Origin of the sequence: Citrobacter werkmanii (genome assembly GCF_008693645.1) — a bacterium.
Classification (GTDB): Bacteria; Pseudomonadota; Gammaproteobacteria; order Enterobacterales; family Enterobacteriaceae; genus Citrobacter; species Citrobacter werkmanii.
This window is the reverse complement of the sequence record NZ_CP044101.1, coordinates 676,301-697,242: the sequence shown is the minus strand read 5'-3', so window position 1 is coordinate 697,242 and position 20,942 is coordinate 676,301. Positions and strand designations below refer to the sequence as shown.

24 protein-coding genes are annotated in these 20,942 nt (G+C 52.4%); 6 read left to right on the top strand and 18 right to left on the bottom strand.

Annotated elements, in window-relative coordinates; genetic code table 11:
- Positions 1-28: 28 nt before the first annotated feature.
- The 6 genes from FOB24_RS04045 to FOB24_RS04020 all read right to left on the bottom strand — a co-directional run bounded on the left by FOB24_RS04045 (position 29) and on the right by FOB24_RS04020 (position 3,456).
- Positions 29-952, bottom strand: coding sequence for a DMT family transporter (locus FOB24_RS04045; RefSeq protein WP_085048461.1), 924 nt, complete (start codon positions 950-952; stop codon positions 29-31).
- Between the two features lie 141 nt (positions 953-1,093).
- Entirely contained in the window at positions 1,094-1,543 is a 450-nt protein-coding gene (gene rplI / locus FOB24_RS04040) for a 50S ribosomal protein L9 (RefSeq protein ID WP_003025676.1), read from the bottom strand.
- Between the two features lie 41 nt (positions 1,544-1,584).
- A complete protein-coding gene (gene rpsR / locus FOB24_RS04035) occupies positions 1,585-1,812 on the bottom strand; it encodes a 30S ribosomal protein S18 (protein ID WP_000135199.1) in 228 nt (75 codons plus the stop codon).
- A 4-nt stretch (positions 1,813-1,816) separates the two neighbouring features.
- Complete coding sequence (gene priB / locus FOB24_RS04030; protein WP_150344534.1) at positions 1,817-2,131, bottom strand: primosomal replication protein N; 315 nt, start codon at positions 2,129-2,131, stop codon at positions 1,817-1,819.
- A 6-nt stretch (positions 2,132-2,137) separates the two neighbouring features.
- Positions 2,138-2,533 carry a 30S ribosomal protein S6 gene (rpsF, locus tag FOB24_RS04025; RefSeq protein ID WP_003025672.1) on the bottom strand — a complete coding sequence of 132 codons (396 nt, stop codon included), beginning with the start codon at positions 2,531-2,533 and terminating at the stop codon, positions 2,138-2,140.
- Between the two features lie 158 nt (positions 2,534-2,691).
- A complete protein-coding gene (locus tag FOB24_RS04020; RefSeq protein ID WP_038636579.1) occupies positions 2,692-3,456 on the bottom strand; it encodes a TSUP family transporter in 765 nt (254 codons plus the stop codon).
- A 298-nt stretch (positions 3,457-3,754) separates the two neighbouring features.
- Here FOB24_RS04020 and yjfY point away from each other — a divergent pair, with 298 nt between their 5' ends.
- Positions 3,755-4,030, top strand: a complete 276-nt coding sequence (gene yjfY / locus FOB24_RS04015) for a DUF1471 family protein YjfY (RefSeq protein WP_038636575.1) — start codon at positions 3,755-3,757, stop codon at positions 4,028-4,030.
- Positions 4,031-4,198: 168 nt separating this feature from the next.
- The gene (locus tag FOB24_RS04010; RefSeq protein ID WP_150344533.1) at positions 4,199-5,392 is read left to right on the top strand and encodes an MFS transporter; all 1,194 of its coding nucleotides are present in this window, start codon (positions 4,199-4,201) and stop codon (positions 5,390-5,392) included.
- 62 nt (positions 5,393-5,454) lie between these two features.
- Here FOB24_RS04010 and FOB24_RS04005 read toward each other — a convergent pair whose 3' ends face one another.
- Genes FOB24_RS04005 through ulaA form a run of 6 tightly spaced genes read right to left on the bottom strand, consistent with a single transcriptional unit; the run spans position 5,455 to position 9,865 of the window.
- On the bottom strand, positions 5,455-6,141 hold the full coding sequence (locus tag FOB24_RS04005; RefSeq protein ID WP_121529869.1) for an L-ribulose-5-phosphate 4-epimerase: 687 nt from the start codon (positions 6,139-6,141) through the stop codon (positions 5,455-5,457).
- Complete coding sequence (locus FOB24_RS04000) at positions 6,141-6,995, bottom strand: L-ribulose-5-phosphate 3-epimerase (RefSeq protein WP_038636566.1); 855 nt, start codon at positions 6,993-6,995, stop codon at positions 6,141-6,143. Before FOB24_RS04000 ends, FOB24_RS04005 begins: the two co-directional genes overlap by 1 nt.
- A 9-nt stretch (positions 6,996-7,004) precedes the next feature.
- Complete coding sequence (ulaD, locus tag FOB24_RS03995) at positions 7,005-7,655, bottom strand: 3-keto-L-gulonate-6-phosphate decarboxylase UlaD (protein ID WP_032940270.1); 651 nt, start codon at positions 7,653-7,655, stop codon at positions 7,005-7,007.
- A 12-nt stretch (positions 7,656-7,667) separates the two neighbouring features.
- The gene (gene ulaC, locus FOB24_RS03990) at positions 7,668-8,135 is read right to left on the bottom strand and encodes a PTS ascorbate transporter subunit IIA (protein WP_038636563.1); all 468 of its coding nucleotides are present in this window, start codon (positions 8,133-8,135) and stop codon (positions 7,668-7,670) included.
- 11 nt (positions 8,136-8,146) lie between these two features.
- Positions 8,147-8,452, bottom strand: a complete 306-nt coding sequence (gene ulaB, locus FOB24_RS03985) for a PTS ascorbate transporter subunit IIB (RefSeq protein WP_001577590.1) — start codon at positions 8,450-8,452, stop codon at positions 8,147-8,149.
- 15 nt (positions 8,453-8,467) lie between these two features.
- Positions 8,468-9,865, bottom strand: a complete 1,398-nt coding sequence (gene ulaA, locus FOB24_RS03980) for a PTS ascorbate transporter subunit IIC (RefSeq protein WP_038636554.1) — start codon at positions 9,863-9,865, stop codon at positions 8,468-8,470.
- Between the two features lie 366 nt (positions 9,866-10,231).
- On the opposite strand from ulaA, the gene ulaG reads away from it, so the two are divergent.
- Positions 10,232-11,296 (top strand): L-ascorbate 6-phosphate lactonase, encoded by a 1,065-nt coding sequence (gene ulaG, locus FOB24_RS03975; RefSeq protein WP_038636551.1) that lies wholly within the window; start codon positions 10,232-10,234, stop codon positions 11,294-11,296.
- A 108-nt stretch (positions 11,297-11,404) separates the two neighbouring features.
- On the top strand, positions 11,405-12,160 hold the full coding sequence (ulaR, locus tag FOB24_RS03970; RefSeq protein ID WP_006686325.1) for an HTH-type transcriptional regulator UlaR: 756 nt from the start codon (positions 11,405-11,407) through the stop codon (positions 12,158-12,160).
- Here the strand turns inward: ulaR and yjfP are convergent.
- Positions 12,157-12,906 (bottom strand): esterase, encoded by a 750-nt coding sequence (gene yjfP / locus FOB24_RS03965; protein ID WP_150344532.1) that lies wholly within the window; start codon positions 12,904-12,906, stop codon positions 12,157-12,159. The genes ulaR and yjfP overlap by 4 nt on opposite strands.
- 181 nt (positions 12,907-13,087) lie before the next feature.
- Here yjfP and bsmA point away from each other — a divergent pair, with 181 nt between their 5' ends.
- Entirely contained in the window at positions 13,088-13,417 is a 330-nt protein-coding gene (gene bsmA, locus FOB24_RS03960) for a biofilm peroxide resistance protein BsmA (protein ID WP_038636544.1), read from the top strand.
- Positions 13,418-13,564: 147 nt separating this feature from the next.
- Positions 13,565-13,840, top strand: a complete 276-nt coding sequence (gene yjfN / locus FOB24_RS03955) for a DUF1471 family protease activator YjfN (RefSeq protein ID WP_077223936.1) — start codon at positions 13,565-13,567, stop codon at positions 13,838-13,840.
- 76 nt (positions 13,841-13,916) lie between these two features.
- Here yjfN and FOB24_RS03950 read toward each other — a convergent pair whose 3' ends face one another.
- The 5 genes from FOB24_RS03950 to purA form a co-directional block, all read right to left on the bottom strand.
- On the bottom strand, positions 13,917-15,539 hold the full coding sequence (locus FOB24_RS03950) for an isovaleryl-CoA dehydrogenase (protein ID WP_150344531.1): 1,623 nt from the start codon (positions 15,537-15,539) through the stop codon (positions 13,917-13,919).
- A 120-nt stretch (positions 15,540-15,659) separates the two neighbouring features.
- A complete protein-coding gene (gene rlmB, locus FOB24_RS03945) occupies positions 15,660-16,391 on the bottom strand; it encodes a 23S rRNA (guanosine(2251)-2'-O)-methyltransferase RlmB (RefSeq protein ID WP_038636534.1) in 732 nt (243 codons plus the stop codon).
- 72 nt (positions 16,392-16,463) lie between these two features.
- Positions 16,464-18,926, bottom strand: a complete 2,463-nt coding sequence (gene rnr, locus FOB24_RS03940; protein ID WP_085048469.1) for a ribonuclease R — start codon at positions 18,924-18,926, stop codon at positions 16,464-16,466.
- A gap of 38 nt (positions 18,927-18,964) precedes the next feature.
- A complete protein-coding gene (gene nsrR, locus FOB24_RS03935; protein WP_038636528.1) occupies positions 18,965-19,390 on the bottom strand; it encodes a nitric oxide-sensing transcriptional repressor NsrR in 426 nt (141 codons plus the stop codon).
- A gap of 216 nt (positions 19,391-19,606) precedes the next feature.
- Complete coding sequence (gene purA, locus FOB24_RS03930) at positions 19,607-20,905, bottom strand: adenylosuccinate synthase (RefSeq protein ID WP_003025606.1); 1,299 nt, start codon at positions 20,903-20,905, stop codon at positions 19,607-19,609.
- Positions 20,906-20,942: the final 37 nt, after the last annotated feature.

The following is a 20,942-nucleotide window of genomic DNA, read 5'->3' as shown; positions in this document are numbered from 1 at the left end:
CAGTGCCATCAGGCAGCAAGGTGAAGCGTTAGCGTTTCACCTTGTTCACCCACCAGATCCCCGAACAGACCAGCACCAACGCTACTGCATATTTCCATTCGAGAATATTTTCGCCGAGGAAAATGGCCGACAGTACCGCGCCTGAAACCGGGATCAGGAAGTTAAACGGCGCAATCATCCCCACGCGGTTGTGTTTAAGCAAAATACTCCACAAGGCAAATGCCACCGAAGAGAGCAACGTCAGGTAGCCCAGAATCGCCAACGAAGACGCGCCGTGTACGGTCAGCGTGCCACCAAAAGCGTAACCGCCGATCACCAGCGCCAGACCGCCACCGCCCAGTTGATACCCCGTCATTACCGTCGGGTCGACCGTCTGAGAAATGCGTTTGCCGTATAACGTAGCGGCGGAGAGAATAAAGGCAGCCATCACTACCGAGCCGTCCCCTAACAGGCTGAAGCTAAAATCCAGTCCGCTGTTAAAGTTCACCACCATCACGCCGAGAAAGCCCAGGATACAACCCAGCGCCTTGTTGTAGCTGAGTTTATCGTTCTGATAGATAAAATGCGCCAGCAGCACGCTGAAGAACGTGCCTGTCGCGTTCATGATGGACCCTTTCACCCCCGTGGTGAACGCCAGGCCAATATAAAAGAAAATATATTGCAGCGAAGTCTGCGTCAGCCCCAACAGCGTGAGCTGACCATATTGACGCGGGCTTAACCGACCAATCGGTTTACGCTGCGCCACCGCCAGCAGGAGCAGCAATAATCCCGCAAACAGGAAGCGATAGCCGGCAAAGACAATTTTCGAGGGAATGTCATCCGTGGCAATCTGGAAGATCTCGTATCCACTTTTGATCGCCGGATAGGCGCTCCCCCACAGCAAGCAGCAGAATGCCGCGCTCAGATAGACAACATTTTTACGCGCAAACAGAGGTTGGTGCGTTGGTTCCATTCCATCACCACTTTGAAATAATGTTTTATTTTTATGATTATCCCGAAAAGGACAAAGAATAGCCAGAGAGAAAGACGGGGAACAGAAAAGCAAAACGCCGGCACAGGGCCGGCGCTTTTACGCGGTTAGCAGAATAAAAACTTATTCCGCAACTACGTTTACAGTCAGCTTAGCAAACACTTCGCTGTGAACCTGGAAGCTCACTTCGTGCTCGCCAGTGGTACGCAGAACGCCGTTCGGCAGACGAACTTCGCTCTTAGCTACTTCAACGCCAGCTGCAGTTACAGCGTCAGCGATGTCGCGAGTACCGATGGAACCGAACAGTTTACCTTCGTCGCCTGCTTTAGACGCGATGGTTACGGTTTCCAGTGCGTTGATTTTCTCAGCACGAGCTTCAGCAGCGGACAGAACGTCAGCCAGTTTAGCTTCCAGCTCAGCGCGACGCGCTTCGAAAAATTCAACGTTTTTCTTGGTAGCAGGAACAGCTTTACCCTGTGGTACCAGGAAGTTACGAGCATAGCCCGCTTTAACGTTAACCTGATCACCCAGGCTACCCAGGTTTGCTACTTTATCAAGCAGAATAACTTGCATTACCTTATCCTCTCAAAGTCGTATTAATGGACCGTGACCGATTACTGATGACGATCAGTGTACGGCAGCAGGGACAGGTAGCGAGCGCGTTTGATAGCGCGAGCCAGCTGACGCTGGTATTTTGCACGGGTACCGGTGATACGGCTTGGGACAATCTTACCGCTTTCGGTGATGTAGTTTTTCAGCGTGGCGATATCTTTATAGTCGATCTCTTGAACGCCTTCCGCGGTGAAACGGCAGAACTTGCGACGACGGAAATAACGTGCCATATGGCTAGTCTCCAGAATCTATCAATTCAATCTGCTCGGCATGCAGAACCATTTTGCTCAGGCCGTTCTTTGCCTTATGGCAAGAGATGAACCCCTGAACGGTTACTGCGCTACCGACCGTTATACTGTGAGTAATGGCCTGGTTTTCGTGTCCGCTAACAATAACGGGCATTTGGCACCACGCCTGCCGGTGAAACCCGGCTTCCTCCTGCACAGAACGATGCTCAAGCACGAACTGGCAATGAGGAATTCCTGATGGACTGACCTTTCGAAGGGGGGCCCTGCACACGGTGCCGGACAACGCCAGACAGTTGGTCATCAGAAATTACTCTTCAGAATCCCCAGCTTCAGCATCATCTGCGGTTTCGTTTGCGAAATCATCGCGACGCTCACGGCGCTCGTCTTTCGCTTTAACCATCGGAGATGCTTCGGTAACAGCGTGTTTAGTACGCATAACCATGCTGCGGATAACGGCATCGTTGAAGCGGAAGGTAGTTTCCAGCTCATCGATCACTTCCTGCGGCGCTTCAACGTTCATCAGAACGTAGTGAGCTTTGTGCAGTTTGTTGATCGGGTAAGCCAGCTGACGGCGGCCCCAGTCTTCCAGACGGTGGATCGTGCCTTCTGCGCCAGTGATGGCAGCAGTGTAGCGTTCGATCATACCCGGAACCTGTTCGCTCTGGTCAGGATGGACCATAAAAACGATTTCGTAATGACGCATCGAATTGCTCCTTACGGATTATTCAGCCTCCTGTCTGGGTCAGCCGAGGCCCATGGAGGCAAGGAACGTGTTAAAGGTCGGCTGAAAAATGACGCGTCATAATACTGGGGTCAGCCGGTAAACTCAAGGCGCTTGTACGATTATTTACCATGTCGCCATTAATACATATCCAGCAGCATTTTGACGCTAATGCAAATGGAGACAATGACAATCATCGGCCGGATAACTTTCTTTCCGCGCGTCAGTACCACCGTTGCGCCCAGGCGCGCGCCGAGCGATTGTCCGGCAAACATCACCAGCCCCAGCGACCAGATCATTTTGCCGCCGAAAATGAAGAACAAAATCGAGGCGATGTTCGATGCAAGGTTAATAAAATTCGAGTGAATTTGTGCCTTATCGATGCTGTATCCCCACAACAGGATATAGCAGAGCGTATAAAAGGAACCCGCACCAGCGCCAAGAAATCCATCATAAAAGCCAATACAGCCGCCGCAGATCAGAGAAAAGAAAAACAGGGATACCTGCGGCTTTCTTTTCGGTTCGCTGAGATTGGGAGCGGAAATAAAGTAGATGGCGACGGCGATAATCAGTACCGGAAGCAGTTTTTTCAACACCTCCGGTTCAATGAACTGAATGAGCGTCGTGCCTAACGCTGAGCCGATAAAAGCAGACAGGAAGACATACTTGTGCTCCTGCACGTTGATATGTCCCCGGCGTAAAAAGTAAATCCCGGAGGTTAGCGAACTGCCCAGCGCCTGAATTTTATTGGTTGCCAGCGCATTCGCCGGGGGTAAACCAGAAATTAACAGTGCGCCAATAGAGAGAAACCCACCGCCGCCCGACACCACGTTAATAAAGCCAGCCACCAGTGCGACCATAAACATAATCACGAAGTAGCTGAAATCCATGAATGAAGTATCCATAAGTTTTTGCCTTATTATCATAAAGTTATATTAATTATACGGCTCACTATAAACAGGGTATCCATCCGTTTAAATTGACTATTTGGTATGAGCTTGTGCGCGAAAGACAGGTATTTTTTAACGCAGCGGTATCTATCAGTTACCTGTAAATAAAAGAAAAGGCGGGTATGCGGTAATTTTTTGAACAACTGCATCAGAAATGGTCGCTAACGCCTGCGCCGGTAGCGGTTAAAATTACATCAGAAGCTCATCACTCACAGGAGAGAAGCAACCAGAGACCGCAGTCGAGGAGGTACATATGCGAGCCCGTGTTTTAACCCTTCTGGCTGTGCTTTTGCTCAGTGCAAATGCAACGGCAGCCATCCAAATTGACAATCATCAGGCCAGGAATATGGATGATGTGCAGAGCTTAGGCGTCATTTACATAAATCATAACTTCGCCACTGAAAGTGAAGCCACTCAGGCCCTGAATGAAGAGACCGATGCGCAAGGCGCAAACTACTACCACGTGATCCTCACCAGGGAACCCGGCAGTAACGGAAATATGCACGCCAGTGCGGATATTTATCGCTAGCACCAGAAACAACCAACGAGAACATTGCCACCGTTTGACTTGCCCCCCTCACCGGGGGCTTTTTTTTGCACATCAGGTAAATGAGAATTATTTTTCTTTGTATCTTATCCTGGTCATCATTTACTGATTAAATAAAGCATTACCGAACTGATACTCTGGGGCGAAACCATGTTTGCACGCTATGCGACGCTGAATCGCATACCAAAAGGCGTTTGGGTGCTGGGCGGCGTGAGTCTGCTTATGGATGTCTCCTCCGAAATGATCCATAGCCTGTTGCCGTTGTTTATGGCAACCACGCTGGGAGCCAGCGTCATTATCATTGGTCTGATTGAAGGATTAGCTGAAGCCACCGCGCTGATCATTAAGGTTTTTTCCGGCGTTCTCAGTGATTATCTGGGAAAACGCAAAGGGCTGGCGATGCTCGGTTATGGTTTGGGGGCACTGAGTAAGCCCCTGTTCGCGATGGCGGGCTCATCAGGCATGGTACTCAGCGCTCGCATGATTGATCGTGTGGGTAAAGGTATTCGCGGTGCCCCCAGGGATGCGTTAGTCGCGGATGTCACCCCGTCCGAAATCCGCGGCGCCGCTTATGGTCTGCGCCAGTCTTTGGATACCATTGGCGCATTTCTGGGCCCCCTGCTCGCCGTCGGGCTAATGCTGCTATGGAACAACGATTTTCACACTATCTTCTGGATTGCCGTCATCCCTGGGGTGCTCTCTATCGCCCTGCTATGGTTTGGCCTGAGTGAACCGAAAACCCCCGTCACTGATAAACGCACCAATCCGTTACGACGGGAAAACCTGAAAAAGTTGAGTGCAGCCTACTGGTGGGTCGTGGGACTGGGCGCGCTCTTCACGCTCGCCCGCTTTAGCGAAGCGTTTCTCGTGTTGCGCGCATATCAAATGGATATCCCGCTGTTTGCCATTCCGCTGGTGATGGTCGCCATGAATCTGGTCTACAGTCTGTCGGCTTATCCTTTTGGAAAAATGTCTGACAGCATGAACCACACCCGCATGTTACAGGCGGGCCTGCTGGTCCTGATCGCGGCGGATATCACTCTGGCGCTGAGTCACCACTGGAGCACGTTACTGATAGGCGTGGGACTGTGGGGGATTCATATGGGCATGACGCAAGGGTTGCTGGCTGCCATGATTGCGCATACCGCGCCAGCAGAACTACGCGGTACGGCCTTCGGTATGTTTAATCTGATCAGTGGCATCGCCCTGCTGTTAGCCAGTACCGGCGCGGGCATTCTGTGGGAAACGTTGGGCGCAGCCTCGACGTTTTACGCTGGTGCTGTCATTTGTGCGATAGTTTTAGCAGGAATGCGATTTACGCCAGCGGCTTACCAGCAACGCTGAAGATTGCCCCGAACAGATCGGTGACGCACATCCGTAGATGCACGTTGTCCGGGGCAAAGACGTTACTTCTGCCCGTAGTAGGCGTTTGGGCCGTGCTTACGCATGAAGTGTTTATTCATCAGATAACTGTCGATGGGGCTGAGGGCCGGATTAATGCCACGCGCAATCCATGCCATTTTTGCGACCTCTTCCATCACCACAGCGTTGTGTACCGCGTCGTGCGCATCTTTACCCCAGGCAAACGGACCATGCTGATACACGACTACGCCGGGCGTATGCAGAGGCTCCACGTTCCCCAGCGTTTCGATAATCACCTTGCCGGTATTCAGCTCATACTCCTCCTGAACCTCTGCTTCAGTTAATGCCCGCGTGCAGGGGATATCACCAAAGAAGTAATCCGCATGCGTCGTGCCGAGTGCAGGTATTGCCAGACCCGCCTGCGCCCATGCCGTCGCGTGGGTTGAGTGGGTGTGCACCACGCCGCCAAGAGATAAATAGCGGCGATACAGCGCCAGATGGGTGGCGGTATCGGAAGAAGGACGATAGCGTCCTTCCACCACGTTGCCGTGCAGATCCACAACCACCATGTCATCCACTGTCATTGTTTGGTAGTCGACGCCGCTGGGCTTAATCACCACCAACCCGCGTTCGCGGTCGATGGCGCTGACGTTACCCCAGGTAAACGTCACCAGCCCGTAACGCGGCAGATCCATGTTGGCCTCAAAAACCTGCTGTTTAAGTTTTTGCATTACACCGTCTCCACCAGACCTGCGCTGGCCATCCGCGCTTTCACCCAATCGCGCGCCTTCGCCACTTCACGCGCCGGATCGTCCGTTGTTTCACTCCACATCTCAATCAGGTATGGCCCGCAATACCCACTCTGCTTGAGCGTTGCAAAACAACGTTCGAAATCGACAACACCTTCACCAAACGGCACATTTTTGAACACGCCGGGTCTGGTGTCCTTCACGTGAACGGCCACGATATGGCCTATTCCTGCCTGCAACTCCATCTGTACATCGTTATCCCACGCCGACAAATTGCCGATATCGGGATACAGCTGGAACCACGGATTATTGAGATAGTGGGCATAACCCAGCGCCTTACTGATCGAATTCATCAGCGGATAATCCATGATCTCCATCGCCAGCGTCACCTGCGCGCGACTTGCCATCTCAACGCTCTCTTTTAGCCCCTCGCGAAATCGACGACGCGTTTCGTTATTAGCCTGCTGGTAATAGACGTCGTAACCCGCCAGTTGAATCACGCGAATACCAATATCCTGCGCAAACTGAATGGCTTTCCGCATGATCGCCAGTCCCTGATCGCGCACCGCATCATCTTCGCTCCCCAGCGGGAAACGGCGGTGAGCGCTCAGGCACATAGAAGGTACACGTACTCCCGTTTCGGCGATGGCGGCCACCAGCGCCAGACGCTGCTCGCGGCTCCAGTCAAGGCGCGCGAGGCGGGCATCGGTTTCATCAACTGACATTTCGACAAAGTCAAAACCTAACTCTTTCGCCAGCCGCAAGCGCTCCAGCCAGCACTCCCCTCCGGGGAGCGCTTTTTCATAAATACCGAGCGGGACCTGTTTCGACAGCATAGTCGCTCCTTAGCCCCACAACTGGGCGATGGAACGTTTGAACTGACGCGCCGCCTCAACCGGAGAAGCGGCATCACGAATGCTGCGGCCAGCGATAAAGACGTGAATCGGAATCCCCTGGAACAGCGGCAGATCCTCCAGCGCCAGACCGCCGGTGACGGTGACTTTAAAGCCCATATCAGACAGGCGTTTGATGGCACTGATATCCGCCTCTCCCCACGCCACACCTGCGGCCTGCGCATCACGACTGCGATGATAGACAACCTGCCCGATACCCGCGTCACGCCACTCCTGAGCCTGTTCCCAGGTCCAGTAACCGGTCAGTTCAATCTGTACGTCGCCGTTAAATTCTTTCGCCACCTCGAGCGCACCTTTGGTGGTATTGATATCCGCACAGCAGATAACAGTGACCCAATCAGCGTTAGCTTCGAAACACATGCGAGAGAGAATTTTACCCGCATCGGCGATTTTGGCGTCCGCCAGCACAATTTTATGTGGGTAGAGCGCCTTCAGGTCACGTACGGCACGTACGCCCTCAGCAACACAAAGAATGGTGCCCACCTCAATGATATCGACCTCTTCGGCGATCAGACGCGTCGTTTCATACGCAGAAGACATTGATTGGTTATCCAGCGCAACCTGCAACATAGGTAATGACATTTCGGTATCCTTTTAAACAGCCGCCGCAGTGGCGTTATCAATTAAATCCAGCACTTCCTGCGCGGTGCGGCAGGCACGTAGACGGTCGAAATTGGCTTCATCGTCAAACAGATTCACGATCTGCATGATGCCCACTTCCTGATGCGTGTTGGCGTCGACCGCCGCCATCGTGATCAGAATATCCACCGGGTCGTTATCTTCGTGGTTAAACACCAACGGTGTTTTCAGCGTCACCAGCGCAAAGCCGGTCTTCTTAACGCCTTCTTCCGGGCGCCCGTGCGGCATCGCCAGTCCTGGCGCAATCACAAAGTACGGACCAAACTGTTCAACCCCATCAAGAATGGCCTGGTAGTAGCGCGGTTCAACCACGTCGGCCTTAACCAGCAGATCGACGCCCAGCTTTACCGCTTCCTGCCAGGTGTTGGCCTCAGCCTGTAGAAGGATGGCGTTATTGTCTGCCAGCGAATCACGTAATTTCATATGCCGTATCCTTACTTCACGTCCTGTGGGAAATGCGCTTTGATCACTTCCAGCAGTTTTGGTCCAAAATCGGCGGGCGACAGCATGTTGCGTACGCCAACAACATATTTATTGCCAGTTACGGTAATTTCACCGGCAATATGGGTAGAGGCGATGATGATATCCGCGCCGTTCAGTTCACTTTTGTACTCACCCACTGCGCAGCTGTTCACTGTATGGTCAATATTTGACTGGGTTAAAAACTGGTCCACTTTCATCTTCATGATCATGGAACTGCCCTGCCCATTGCCACACACAGCCAGAATACGTACGGTCATAATCGGAACTCCTTATTAAGCAGAGTGTTCTGCCAGTTGTTTTTCTGCGTCTTCCTCAGCGCGCAACGTGCGTCCTGCGAAAAACATATAAGCCAGTGCAATCAGAATAATGACGGCCATAAACGCGATGCCGATGGAGGCAAAGCCCTGCATCATCGGCGGCGCCAGAATTGACCAGTCCGCCATCCCCATCCACGCGCTCATACCGGTGAGTTTCACCGCCCAGACGCAGCCAAAGATTTCAATCATCCCCATCACCAGACAAATCTTGAGCGCCGCGCGCCAGCCGCCAAAATGGTTCGCGAACACGCCAATGGTGGCGTTGGAGAAAAACATTGGGATAAAACCAGGAATAATCAGGATGGAAGAGCCGCAGCCCACGAGGATGCCGACCGCAATCAGTTGGCCGATGGTGCCCCACATAAAGCCCCACACCACCGCGTTGGGAGCAAAGCTGTATATCGCCGCACAGTCAATCGCCAATACCGCACCGGGAATCAGACGCTGCGAGATACCGTTGAACGCTTCTGAAAGTTCGGCGACGAACATACGTACGCCCTGGGTGATGATGAAGATCGCGACGGCAAACGAAAAACCAGTCTGCAGGATGTACACCGTCCAGTGCGTTTTCCCCGCCATCGCCTGAACCACATCAATGCCGAAAGAAAGCAGGATCGCCCCGAAGAAAATGGTCATGACAATCGCGGTCGAAACGATGTTGTCATGGAAGATATTCAGCCAGCCAGGCAGTTTCAGATCTTCTACGCTCTCCTCTTTTTTACCCAGATAAGGCGCGACCTTGTAGGCAATCCATGAAGCGAACTGCTGCTGGTGGCCGATGGAAAAACCGCAGCCGTCGGTCACTTCCTGCGTCGGCTTGTACATCATATTGGAGGTAATCCCCCAGTAGAGCGACACTAGCACCGCCGTGCAGATAATGGTGGTCCACATGGAATAGCCGAAGATATAGAAAGAGACCGCAATTAAGCCCGCCTGCTGGAACATGATGTGCCCGGTGAGCATGATGGTGCGAATGCCGGTAATACGTCGCAGCAAGACGTAACAAATGTTCAGCGCCAGCGCCAACAGCACGGCATAACCTACCCAGCTATAAGCGTCTCCCATACGTTCAATGGTTGCCATCATGGAGGCATACGTATCGGAAATCGCACCATTGATACCGTAAACCTCGGACATCTTCGCCACCACCGGTTTAAACGTGCTGGTCAGAATGCCCGATCCCGCCTGCAGCAGCATAAAACCGATAATCGTTTTGATCGTGCCTTTGATAATGACGCTGACGCTTTTGCGCAACAGGATGTAGCCGAGGCAGGTCACAATACCCAACAGCAACGGCGCGTTGGTCATGACCTGATTAAAAAAGACGGTAAAGATGTTGTAGAGGATCTCCATAACGATCTCCAGTAGACAAAGTTGCTGAACATTCATTACAGATGTTCAGGATGTTGTGCCCCCACTCTAATTTTCAAAAGTAATCACAACAAGATTGAATTTGATTAAATGTGATGGAGTACGCAAATAAATCTCTTACCCGAGCCAGGGTTTTATGGAACATTCATAGAGCAAAAAATAAAACTCATAAAAACAATAAAATACAAAAATAGATTGCTACAAAGCATCCCGTTACGTTGTGAGTAATAGACGCTTTACGACGGAATCAGAAAAATCCACGCATTGCCTTCTTGATAAATTGATGTCAGTATCAATCAAAATAAATCATAATTTGATTCAACTTGAACCAACATGAAGGTAAATGCGATGAGTAAAGTAAAAAGCATCACGCGCGAATCATGGATTCTGAGCACATTCCCGGAGTGGGGAAGCTGGCTGAATGAAGAGATCGAACAGGAACAGGTCGCACCTGGCACCTTTGCTATGTGGTGGCTTGGCTGTACCGGAATTTGGCTAAAGTCGGAAGGCGGGACTAACGTCTGCGTCGATTTCTGGTGCGGAACAGGTAAGCAAAGTCACGGTAATCCGCTGATGAAAACCGGTCACCAGATGCAACGCATGGCGGGCGTGAAGAAACTGCAGCCAAACCTGCGTACTACGCCGTTTGTACTTGATCCGTTTGCGATTCGCCAGATCGATGCGGTGCTGGCTACGCACGATCATAACGATCACATCGACGTTAATGTCGCGGCTGCGGTCATGCAGAACTGCGCGGACGACGTGCCGTTTATTGGGCCACAAACCTGTGTGGATCTGTGGGTCGGCTGGGGCGTGCCGAAAGATCGCTGCATCGTGGTAAAACCCGGCGATGTGGTTAAAGTGAAAGATATTGAAATTCATGCGCTTGATGCTTTTGATCGTACCGCGTTGATTACTCTTCCCGCCGATCAGAAAGCGGCGGGCGTGCTGCCGGACGGTATGGACGCGCGCGCCGTTAACTATCTGTTCAAAACACCGGGCGGCACGCTGTATCACAGCGGCGACTCACACTACTCCAACTATTATGCAAAACACGGCAATGAGCATCAGATCGACGTCGCGCTCGGATCCTATGGCGAAAACCCGCGTGGCATTACCGACAAGATGACCAGCTCCGACATGCTGCGTATGGCCGAAGCGTTGAATACAAAAGTCGTCATCCCCTTCCATCATGACATCTGGTCAAATTTCCAGGCCGATCCTCAGGAAATTCGCGTGCTGTGGGAGATGAAAAAAGATCGGCTGAAGTATGGCTTTAAGCCATTCATCTGGCAGGTAGGTGGCAAATTCACCTGGCCGCTGGATAAAGATAACTTTGAATATCACTATCCACGCGGCTTTGATGACTGTTTCACGATTGAACCGGATCTACCGTTTAAATCCTTCTTGTGATTCACACCAAATGCCGGGCATAACCCGGCATTTTTTCCCCATTTACTTTAGTATTTCCAGGCTATTTCAAATATCATCTTTTCAAATCAATTTGTATCGGAATAGCTCATGACTGAAGCACAAAGACATCAAATATTGCTGGATATGCTGGCGCAGTTGGGCTTTGTTACCGTTGAGAACGTAATTGAGCGCCTGGGGATTTCCCCCGCTACAGCCCGCCGGGATATCAACAAACTCGACGAAAGCGGCAAACTCAAGAAAGTTCGTAACGGCGCAGAAGCCATCACGCAGCAGCGCCCGCGCTGGACGCCAATGAATCTGCATCAGGCGCAGAACCACGATGAAAAGGTTCGCATTGCCAAAGCGGCCTCTCAACTGGTGAATGCCGGTGAAAGCGTGGTGATCAACTGCGGATCGACCGCCTTCCTGCTCGGACGTGAAATGTGCGGCAAGCCAGTGCAGATCATCACTAATTATCTGCCGCTGGCGAACTATTTGATCGACCAGGAGCATGAGAGCGTGATCATCATGGGAGGACAATACAACAAAAGCCAATCTATCACGCTTAGCCCACAAGGTAGTGAAAATAGCCTGTATGCCGGGCACTGGATGTTCACCAGCGGCAAAGGGTTGACCGCAGATGGACTGTATAAAACCGATATGCTGACCGCGATGGCGGAGCAGAAGATGCTTAACGTGGTGGGCAAACTGGTGGTGTTGGTCGATAGCAGTAAGGTCGGTGAACGCGCGGGGATGCTGTTCAGCCGCGCCGATCAAATCGATATGCTGATCACCGGCAAAAATGCGGACCCTGAGATCCTGCAACAGCTCGAAGCTCAGGGTGTAAGCATTATGCGCGTTTAAAGGTGCTGGCGGAAAAACGTCACCGTCGCAGCCAGCGCTTCTGGCGTAATGCGGTGGCGTACGCCTGCTTCCCACAGACAGGTCAGGTTATTGTCCAGACCAGCCTGAATCAGCGCCTGCTGTAAGCGAAAAGTTTCAATAGCCGGTACCACATCATCTTCCTGCCCATGCCATAGTAGCAACGGTCTGTCGGCCAGGCGTGGCAACTGGTGCGTCACTTCCCATTCGGCCAGCGGCGCGATGAGGGCATCAAACGCAGCCTGCTGTTCTGGCGTCTGGACCAATAAAGGCGGAAAAAGCGTCTGCGCAAGCCGGGTAAAGTAGCCCGAACCCATCAGGCTGGCTACACATTTCACCTCGGGGTGACGAGCCATAATGCCCAGGGCCGTCATTCCCCCCATTGACGCTCCGCCTACGGCAAGCCGTTCATCTGACAGCCAATTTTCTGCCACCAGCGCCGCACGTAACGTCGAAAATTCCTGCATGTTTTGCTGCAATATGTGCCAAAAGCGGTATATCCGCCCCTGTGCGTCACCCTTGAAGCGGGCACCATGGTCTGGCGCATCTGGCATCACTACCCGGAATCCAGCCTGAGCCAGAGCAACGGCAAAATTGCTGTAGACCAGACTGGAAGATGTAAATCCGTGATAGAAAATAATACAGGGGAGTGAACATGCGCGTTTGCCAGCCGGAACGGCGTGCAGGACAGGGATACCCGCCAACTGTCGTGTTTCAATTTCGATCATTTGTCGCCTCTTTCTTTCTGGTATGCCATGCAGCAATACTTAACGCAAGCGAATGTGTTCGACAATGATTCATAATGTTGAGAACTGGGTTACGCTTTCGCAACATTTTCATTCGAAAATCGCGTGAGAGATAACAATTCGGGAACATTCCCCTAAAGGGAAATTAATAAGGCACTACACTATGGCTATCAGGAAACGAGATAGAGTTATGCGTCGGTTTGCCTCTTTGTTGCTGGTTTTATTTTTAAGCGCCTGTAGCGTGCTACAGGGAACGCCGCAACCCGCACCGCCCGTTGCCGACCACCCGCAGGAGATCCGCCGTAACCAGAGTAATGGGTTACAGCGAATAGGGACGGTTAGCGCGCTGGTAAGAGGCTCACCGGATGATGCGCTGGCTGAAATCCGCGACAAAGCCGTCGCGGCAAAAGCTGATTATTATGTGGTCTTATTAGTCGATGAGACCATTGTGACAGGCCAATGGTATTCACAAGCGATTTTGTATCGTAAATAACATTGGTTTGAAATTTAGTCAGCTTTACATTGCTTTGCGCCCCTATGCGTTTACCTGTGCACAATAAACCAACAGCAGGAAGCTTGAGGTTTATTATCGCGATGGAATGCCCTGCCGTGTGTAGGGGTACGAATAATGGAGCTGACGATGAAACAATCACTTGCCTTATCCTCACTGCTGCTTTCTACCGGACTGGTAGGTACTACGGCGCAGTCTGCCGAGTTCGCCAGTGCTGACTGTGTTACCGGCCTGAACGAAATAGGGCTGATATCCGTCAGTAACATTGCAGGAAATCCGCAGGATGTAGAACGTGTCGTTGCGTTAAAAGCGGATGAACAAGGTGCTTCATGGTATCGGATCATTCAAATGTATGAAGATCAGCACCCCGATAACTGGCGCGTCCAGGCCATACTCTATGCGTAACAGATTGCCGGATGGGGTAAACTTATCCGGCCTGCTTTGATGATAAGACGCGCCAGCGTCGCCATCAGGCATATTATTACCGTAATCCTCCCGTTGCCCGTAGCAGCAGATCATTCTGTACCTGTTCAGACAATCGTCGTCCACCACGTGTATCCAACACCATCTGACACCAGGCCTGCGCCACTGGCGGAGAGGCATAGCGCAACATTTGCGCCCCGCAACCGAGCAGGAAAAGCTGCTGCGTAATCTCCCGTCCCAATTCTTCAATGGGTTTACGCAGGTGTTGCTGCAACTGACGAACCATCCGATCGTAATGACGATCCTGCCCTTTGACCTCGGCAAAGGCTTCGCTGAGCATATCGTAGATACCGGGTTGTTTTGCCAGCACCCGCAATACATCAAGACACATAATATTGCCGGAGCCTTCCCAGATACTGTTTACCGGCATCTCACGGTACAGACGTGGCAGCTCACTCTCCTCGCAGTAGCCAACCCCACCCAATACTTCCATCGCCTCAGCGACAAACGGCATCCCGCTTTTGCAGACAGAATATTTCGCTGCTGGCGTAAACAACCGAGCCCACAGCGCTTCTTTGGCATCAGCGCGGCGGTCCCAGGCCCGTGCCAGCCTAAACAGTAACGCGGTCTGGCCTTCCAACTGGAGCGCCATTCGGCTTAAGACCTGACGCATCATCGGCTGTTCAATCAATGGCTTGCCAAATACCTGTCGTTGGTGCGCATGATAAATCGCCACGGAAAAGGCACGTCGCATCATGCTATGGCTACCGAGCGCACAGTCAAAACGCGTCATACCACCCATTTTCAGGATATGGCGTATACCTTCTCCTTCTTCGCCCAGCAGCCAGCCAATAGCATCGTGGAATTCGACTTCGCAGCTGGCATTGGAGCGGTTGCCTAACTTATCTTTCAGCCTCTCGAGACGGATAGCATTACGTTGACCATCGGATAAAAATCGCGGTACAAAAAAGCAGGATAATCCCCCCTTTGCCTGCGCCAGCACCAAATGGGCATCGCTTTGTGGCACAGAGAAAAACCACTTATGTCCCACCAACCGATACGAGCCGTCTGCGAGGCGTTCCGCCTGGGTGGTATTGCTCAACACATCTGAGCCCCCCTGTTTCTCGGTCATTCCCATACCGATCAGCAGCCCACGCTTTTGCCCACCCGGCAATAAATGCGAGTCATAACGGTCACTTAGCAGCGGCGTAAACCAGTCGTGAAATTGTGAAGGTAGCATCTGCAGTAACAGCGGCGTGGCGGCAAAAGTCATGGTTACCGGACACAACGTGCCTGCTTCCACCTGCGCATGCAGCATGAAACGCGCCGCGCGGGCAACAAATGTTCCCTGCCGCGCTTCGTCTTCCCAGGCAAGGTTATGCACGCGGTTGGCGCACAGCCCCTGCATCAGCAAATGCCAGGCAGGATGAAAACGCACATCGTCCAGTCGCTGCCCCTGCGGATCGTAGCGCAAAAGCTCGGGTGGAAAAGCATTAGCCAGGCGACCCAGTTCGAGCGACTCCGCGGTACCTAGCTGCTGGCCAATACTCGCCAACAGATCGCTGTCCCAGCCCGCCCCTTCGCGGATAACCGCTTCGCACAGGGCGCCATCGGACAGGTATAAGTTGCTGTTATTGAGCGGTACAGGTTGGTTAAAAACGGTATGCGTTTGCCAGTGCATTGTGTTTCCCTCCGTCAATGGCCGTGGCCTTAAGTATGGCCAGCCAGACAAGAGAGTGCCTGGGATGAAGGTCACAAAAAAGCCATCCCAGGGGATGGCTTGAGAGAAATTGAGAATGAATTAGCCGCGCTGGCGAACAGCTTCAAACAGGCAGATGCCGGTCGCGACTGAAACGTTTAGCGACGAAACGCTCCCTGCCATCGGGATACTGATCAGTTCGTCACAATGTTCGCGGGTCAGACGACGCATTCCTTCGCCTTCAGCCCCCATGACCAGCGCCATACGTCCGGTCATTTTGCTCTGATAGAGAGTATGGTCGGCTTCGCCAGCGGTGCCCACAATCCAGATATTCTCTTCCTGCAGCATTCGCATCGTGCGCGCCAGGTTAGTTACGCGGATCAGCGGTACGCTTTCAGCCGCGCCACAGGCCACTTTTTTCGCCGTCGCATTCAACTGTGCGGAACGATCCTTCGGTACGATAACCGCATGTACACCAGCAGCATCCGCGCTACGCAGGCATGCGCCCAGGTTATGCGGATCGGTGACGCCATCGAGGATCAAAAAGAACGGCTGATCGAGCGCAGCAATCAGATCCGGCAGATCGTTCTCCTGATACTGACGACCCGGCTTCACGCGCGCAATAATCCCCTGATGTACCGCACCCTCGCTTTTCTCATCCAGGAACTGACGGTTAGCCAACTGAATGACAACGCCCTGCGCTTCCAGTGCATGGATCAACGGCAGCAGGCGTTTATCTTCACGGCCTTTGAGAATAAAGACGTCCTGGAAGCGCTCAGGCGCACGTTCCAGCAGAGCCTGCACCGCGTGGATGCCGTAAATCATTTCACTCATGAATGTACTCGTTAATAGTTTGTGCGTAACGCCGGGCAACATAATAGTTGCCCGACTTACCGTTTATGGCTGTTATTGTGCGACGTTCTTTTTCGCCGCACGTTTAGCTTTGGTGGCGGCAGCGATTTTACGCGTTTTTGCCGATGGCTTTTTCGCTTTTTTATCGCCTTTCTTCTCAGCCGTTTTTTTATCCGCCTGAGGTTTGGCTTTGCCTTTCTTCTCGCCACGGAATGCGCTGTCCGGCTCGAAATTCACCTTTTTGCCCATTTGACGACGTTTACCGGTAGTTTTACCTGCATCGCCTTTTTTAGCTTTTTCGCGTGCGGTTTTGCCCTCATTGCGCGGCGCACGTTCGCTGGAGATCAAACTGAAATCGATTTTACGCTCGTCCATGTTGACCGCTTCCACGCGAACTTCCACGCGATCGCCCAGGCGATACATCTGACCGCTTGACTCACCCGTCAGGCGCTGCCCAACCTGGTCAAAGCGATAGTAGTCGTTATCCAGGGAGGAGACATGCACCAGACCGTCGATAAACAGTTCGTCAAGACGGACAAAGAAGCCAAACCCGGTCACGCTGGCAATTACGCCTTTAAAGACGTTACCCACCTGATCCAGCATGAAGTCACACTTCAGCCAGTCAGAGACGTCGCGCGTAGCTTCGTCAGCACGGCGTTCGGCCATCGAACAGTGCTGGCCAAGTTGCAGCATCTCTTCCATTGAATAATGATAGCCACCGGTTTCCGTGGTGTTGCCTTTATGGCCCTGCTCCTGCGCCAGCAAATATTTAATTGCACGGTGCAAAGAGAGATCCGGGTAACGACGAATCGGCGAGGTAAAGTGCGCATAAGATTGCAGCGCCAGACCAAAGTGACCCCGGTTTTCTGGATCGTAAATCGCCTGCTTCATCGAGCGCAGCAGCATAGTTTGCAGCATTTCCGCGTCAGGACGGTCGGCAATCGACTCCAGCAATTCAGCGTAATCGCGCGGCTCGGGTTTATTGCCGCCAGGCAGTTCCAGGCCCAGTTCGGCCAGTACGGAACGGAAGGAGGTAATCGCTTCGGTCGTCGGCTTATCGTGAATACGGAACAAGGCTGGCTCTTTGGCTTTCTCAACGAATCGCGCCGCTGAGATGTTTGCCATGATCATGCACTCTTCAATCAGCTTGTGCGCGTCGTTACGTTGCGTCTGTTCGATACGTTCAATACGACGTTCAGCGTTGAAAATAAACTTCGCTTCTTCACTTTCAAACGAGATACCGCCGCGTTCTTCCCGAGCTTTATCCAGCACTTTGTAGAGATTATGCAGCTCTTCAATATGTTTCACTAACGGCGCATACTGCTCGCGCAGTTCCTGATCGCCCTGCAGCATGTGCCAGACTTTGGTGTAGGTCAGACGCGCATGGGAGCTCATTACCGCTTCGTAGAATTTAAAGCCGGTTAACCGACCTTTCGACGAAATGGTCATTTCGCACACCATACACAGACGGTCTACCTGCGGGTTCAGCGAACACAATCCGTTAGACAGCACTTCCGGCAGCATCGGGACAACCTGCGACGGGAAGTAGACAGACGTGCCACGGCTGCGCGCTTCCTGATCCAACGGAGTCGGCGGGCGGACGTAATAGCTTACGTCAGCAATCGCCACCCATAAACGCCAGCCGCCGCCGCGTTTCTTCTCGCAGTAAACCGCATCGTCGAAGTCACGCGCATCTTCGCCATCAATAGTGACCAGCGGGAGATCGCGTAGATCGACACGCCCGACTTTCGCCTCTTCCGGCACTTCTTCTTTCAGCCCGGCAACCTGTTTTTCGACTGCCTGCGGCCAGATATACGGGATTTCATGGGTACGCAGGGCCATATCAACAGCCATGCTGGTGCCCATGTTGTCGCCCAATACTTCAACGATTTTACCCACAGCTTTGGTGCGACGGGTTGGACGCTGGGTCAGCTCAACCACGACCACAAAGCCCATACGCGCCCCCATAACCTCTTCCGGCGGAATAAGGATATCGAAACTCAGGCGGCTATCGTCCGGGACGACAAACCCAACCCCAGCATCGGTAAAGTAGCGGCCGACAATCTGGCTGGTTTTCGGCACCAGCACACGCACAATACGCGCTTCGCGACGACCTTTACGGTCCGCGCCCAGCGGCTGCGCCAGCACCTGATCGCCATGAATGCAGGTTTTCATCTGCTCGCTGGACAGGTACAGATCATCTTTGCGGCCTTCGACGCGCAGAAAGCCGTAGCCATCACGGTGGCCAATAACGGTACCTTTCAGCAGGTCAAGACGTTCCGGCAGCGCGTAGCACTGACGACGAGTGAAGACCAGTTGCCCGTCACGCTCCATCGCGCGCAGGCGACGACGCAGCGCTTCTTGCTGTTCTTCACCTTCAATGTTGAGTTCAGCGGCCAACTCATCGCGGTTGGCCGGTTTTTCACGTTTAGTTAAATGTTCGAGGATAAATTCCCGGCTCGGGATAGGGTTCGCGTATTTTTCAGCTTCGCGTTCCTGGAAAGGATCTTGTGACATCTCGGTTCCTCCGTTGTCATCTCTGATGAAGATTTTCGTCACTCCACCAGCAATAATTTATAAAGCGGTTGATTTTCTTCAACCAAATCAGCAAGTGTGTAGTTGTCCAGTTCCGTGAGAAAACTTTGCACTGCTTTAGAAAGCGCCTGTTTGAGTCGGCAGGCAGGGGTTATGTGGCAAAACTCGCTGCTACAGTTGACCAGCGATAAGGGTTCCAGCTCGCGAACCACATCACCAATACAAATATCCTTAGCGGGTTTACCCAGGCGGATACCGCCATTTTTTCCTCGAATAGCAGTAACAAAGCCCGCCCGGCTAAGTTGATTGATTATTTTGACCATATGATTACGGGACACGCCGTAGACTTCTGTCACCTCAGAAATACTGGTCATACGTCCTTCGGGAAGTGACGCCATGTAGATTAGCGCACGTAATCCGTAATCGGTGAAACTTGTTAACTGCACATCAACCTCAGGAAAAGGGATAAAACGGATAAACCTGGTGGTATTAATTATATTGATGATAAACCAGCCACCAGCCAGGTCGCTAATTTATTTCAGTTCGGGAAGGAAAAAAGCGAGGAACTTACGTGATTTTAAGCCGGATTCTAATGCAAAACGCCTCATCCGGCCTAAGATAGTGCAAGCGCAGCGCCATTCGACGCTACGCCATAACCAGAATTATGCGTCGAACGGGTCGCGCAGGATCATGGTTTCAGTACGGTCTGGGCCAGTTGAGATAATATCAATCGGCACACCGGTCAGTTCTTCAATACGCTTGATGTAGTTCAGCGCCGCCTGCGGCAGACCACTACGTTCCTTCACGCCAAAGGTGGATTCAGACCAGCCTGGCATGGTTTCGTAAATCGGCTCGATACCTTTCCAGTCGTCAGCCGCCAGCGGGGTAGTCGTAACTTCACGGCCATCCGGCATACGGTAAGCGACACAGATTTTCACCTCTTTCAAACCGTCCAGTACGTCCAGTTTGGTCAGGCAGAAGCCAGACAGGGAGTTAATCTGTACTGCACGACGTACGGCAACGGAGTCCAGCCAACCGGTACGACGACGACGACCAGTGGTTGCGCCATACTCGTTACCTTGTTTGCACAGGAACTCGCCAACGTCATCAAACAGCTCTGTCGGGAACGGACCCGCGCCAACACGAGTAGAGTAAGCTTTGATGATACCCAGCACGTAATCCACATAACGTGGGCCCAGGCCGGAGCCAGTCGCCACGCCACCCGCGGTGGTGTTGGAGGAGGTGACGTACGGATAAGTACCGTGGTCGATATCCAGCAGCGTACCCTGCGCGCCTTCGAACATGACGAAATCGCCACGCTTACGCGCCTGGTCCAGCAGATCGGAAACATCAACAACCATAGAAGTCAGGATGTCGGCAATCGCCATCACATCATCCAGCACTTTCTGGTAGTCAACCGCTTCGACTTTATAGAAATTCACCAACTGGAAGTTGTGATATTCCATCACTTCTTTCAGTTTTTCAGCGAAGGTTGCTTTATCAAACAGATCGCCAACGCGCAGACCGCGACGAGCCACTTTATCTTCATAAGCCGGGCCGATACCGCGACCGGTAGTACCGATTGCTTTCTCGCCACGCGCTTTCTCACGAGCGTTATCCAACGCAACGTGATAATCAAGGATCAGCGGACAAGCTTCAGACAGCAGCAGGCGCTCGCGAACCGGGATACCACGATCTTCCAGCCCTTTCATTTCTTTCATCAGCGCGGACGGAGACAGTACAACACCGTTACCGATGATGCTGATGACATTCTCGCGAAGAATACCTGATGGAATAAGATGGAGGACGGTTTTTTCACCGTTGATTACGAGAGTATGGCCTGCGTTGTGTCCACCCTGGTAGCGCACAACATATTTAGCCCGTTCAGTCAGAAGATCGACGATCTTCCCTTTACCTTCGTCACCCCATTGGGTGCCCAGTACGACGACGTTGTTACCCATTTTTCAAAATCACCGTTTGCTTAAAAATGGATTCTAC

What these genes read in the sequence shown, in the direction of transcription:
- FOB24_RS04045 (WP_085048461.1), bottom strand. Translation starts at nt 952, where the DNA reads ATGGAACCAACGCACCAACCTCTGTTTGCGCGTAAAAATGTTGTCTAT.
- rplI (WP_003025676.1), bottom strand. Translation starts at nt 1,543, where the DNA reads ATGCAAGTTATTCTGCTTGATAAAGTAGCAAACCTGGGTAGCCTGGGT.
- rpsR (WP_000135199.1), bottom strand. Translation starts at nt 1,812, where the DNA reads ATGGCACGTTATTTCCGTCGTCGCAAGTTCTGCCGTTTCACCGCGGAA.
- priB (WP_150344534.1), bottom strand. Translation starts at nt 2,131, where the DNA reads ATGACCAACTGTCTGGCGTTGTCCGGCACCGTGTGCAGGGCCCCCCTT.
- rpsF (WP_003025672.1), bottom strand. Translation starts at nt 2,533, where the DNA reads ATGCGTCATTACGAAATCGTTTTTATGGTCCATCCTGACCAGAGCGAA.
- FOB24_RS04020 (WP_038636579.1), bottom strand. Translation starts at nt 3,456, where the DNA reads ATGGATACTTCATTCATGGATTTCAGCTACTTCGTGATTATGTTTATG.
- yjfY (WP_038636575.1), top strand. Translation starts at nt 3,755, where the DNA reads ATGCGAGCCCGTGTTTTAACCCTTCTGGCTGTGCTTTTGCTCAGTGCA.
- FOB24_RS04010 (WP_150344533.1), top strand. Translation starts at nt 4,199, where the DNA reads ATGTTTGCACGCTATGCGACGCTGAATCGCATACCAAAAGGCGTTTGG.
- FOB24_RS04005 (WP_121529869.1), bottom strand. Translation starts at nt 6,141, where the DNA reads ATGCAAAAACTTAAACAGCAGGTTTTTGAGGCCAACATGGATCTGCCG.
- FOB24_RS04000 (WP_038636566.1), bottom strand. Translation starts at nt 6,995, where the DNA reads ATGCTGTCGAAACAGGTCCCGCTCGGTATTTATGAAAAAGCGCTCCCC.
- ulaD (WP_032940270.1), bottom strand. Translation starts at nt 7,655, where the DNA reads ATGTCATTACCTATGTTGCAGGTTGCGCTGGATAACCAATCAATGTCT.
- ulaC (WP_038636563.1), bottom strand. Translation starts at nt 8,135, where the DNA reads ATGAAATTACGTGATTCGCTGGCAGACAATAACGCCATCCTTCTACAG.
- ulaB (WP_001577590.1), bottom strand. Translation starts at nt 8,452, where the DNA reads ATGACCGTACGTATTCTGGCTGTGTGTGGCAATGGGCAGGGCAGTTCC.
- ulaA (WP_038636554.1), bottom strand. Translation starts at nt 9,865, where the DNA reads ATGGAGATCCTCTACAACATCTTTACCGTCTTTTTTAATCAGGTCATG.
- ulaG (WP_038636551.1), top strand. Translation starts at nt 10,232, where the DNA reads ATGAGTAAAGTAAAAAGCATCACGCGCGAATCATGGATTCTGAGCACA.
- ulaR (WP_006686325.1), top strand. Translation starts at nt 11,405, where the DNA reads ATGACTGAAGCACAAAGACATCAAATATTGCTGGATATGCTGGCGCAG.
- yjfP (WP_150344532.1), bottom strand. Translation starts at nt 12,906, where the DNA reads ATGATCGAAATTGAAACACGACAGTTGGCGGGTATCCCTGTCCTGCAC.
- bsmA (WP_038636544.1), top strand. Translation starts at nt 13,088, where the DNA reads ATGGCTATCAGGAAACGAGATAGAGTTATGCGTCGGTTTGCCTCTTTG.
- yjfN (WP_077223936.1), top strand. Translation starts at nt 13,565, where the DNA reads ATGAAACAATCACTTGCCTTATCCTCACTGCTGCTTTCTACCGGACTG.
- FOB24_RS03950 (WP_150344531.1), bottom strand. Translation starts at nt 15,539, where the DNA reads ATGCACTGGCAAACGCATACCGTTTTTAACCAACCTGTACCGCTCAAT.
- rlmB (WP_038636534.1), bottom strand. Translation starts at nt 16,391, where the DNA reads ATGAGTGAAATGATTTACGGCATCCACGCGGTGCAGGCTCTGCTGGAA.
- rnr (WP_085048469.1), bottom strand. Translation starts at nt 18,926, where the DNA reads ATGTCACAAGATCCTTTCCAGGAACGCGAAGCTGAAAAATACGCGAAC.
- purA (WP_003025606.1), bottom strand. Translation starts at nt 20,905, where the DNA reads ATGGGTAACAACGTCGTCGTACTGGGCACCCAATGGGGTGACGAAGGT.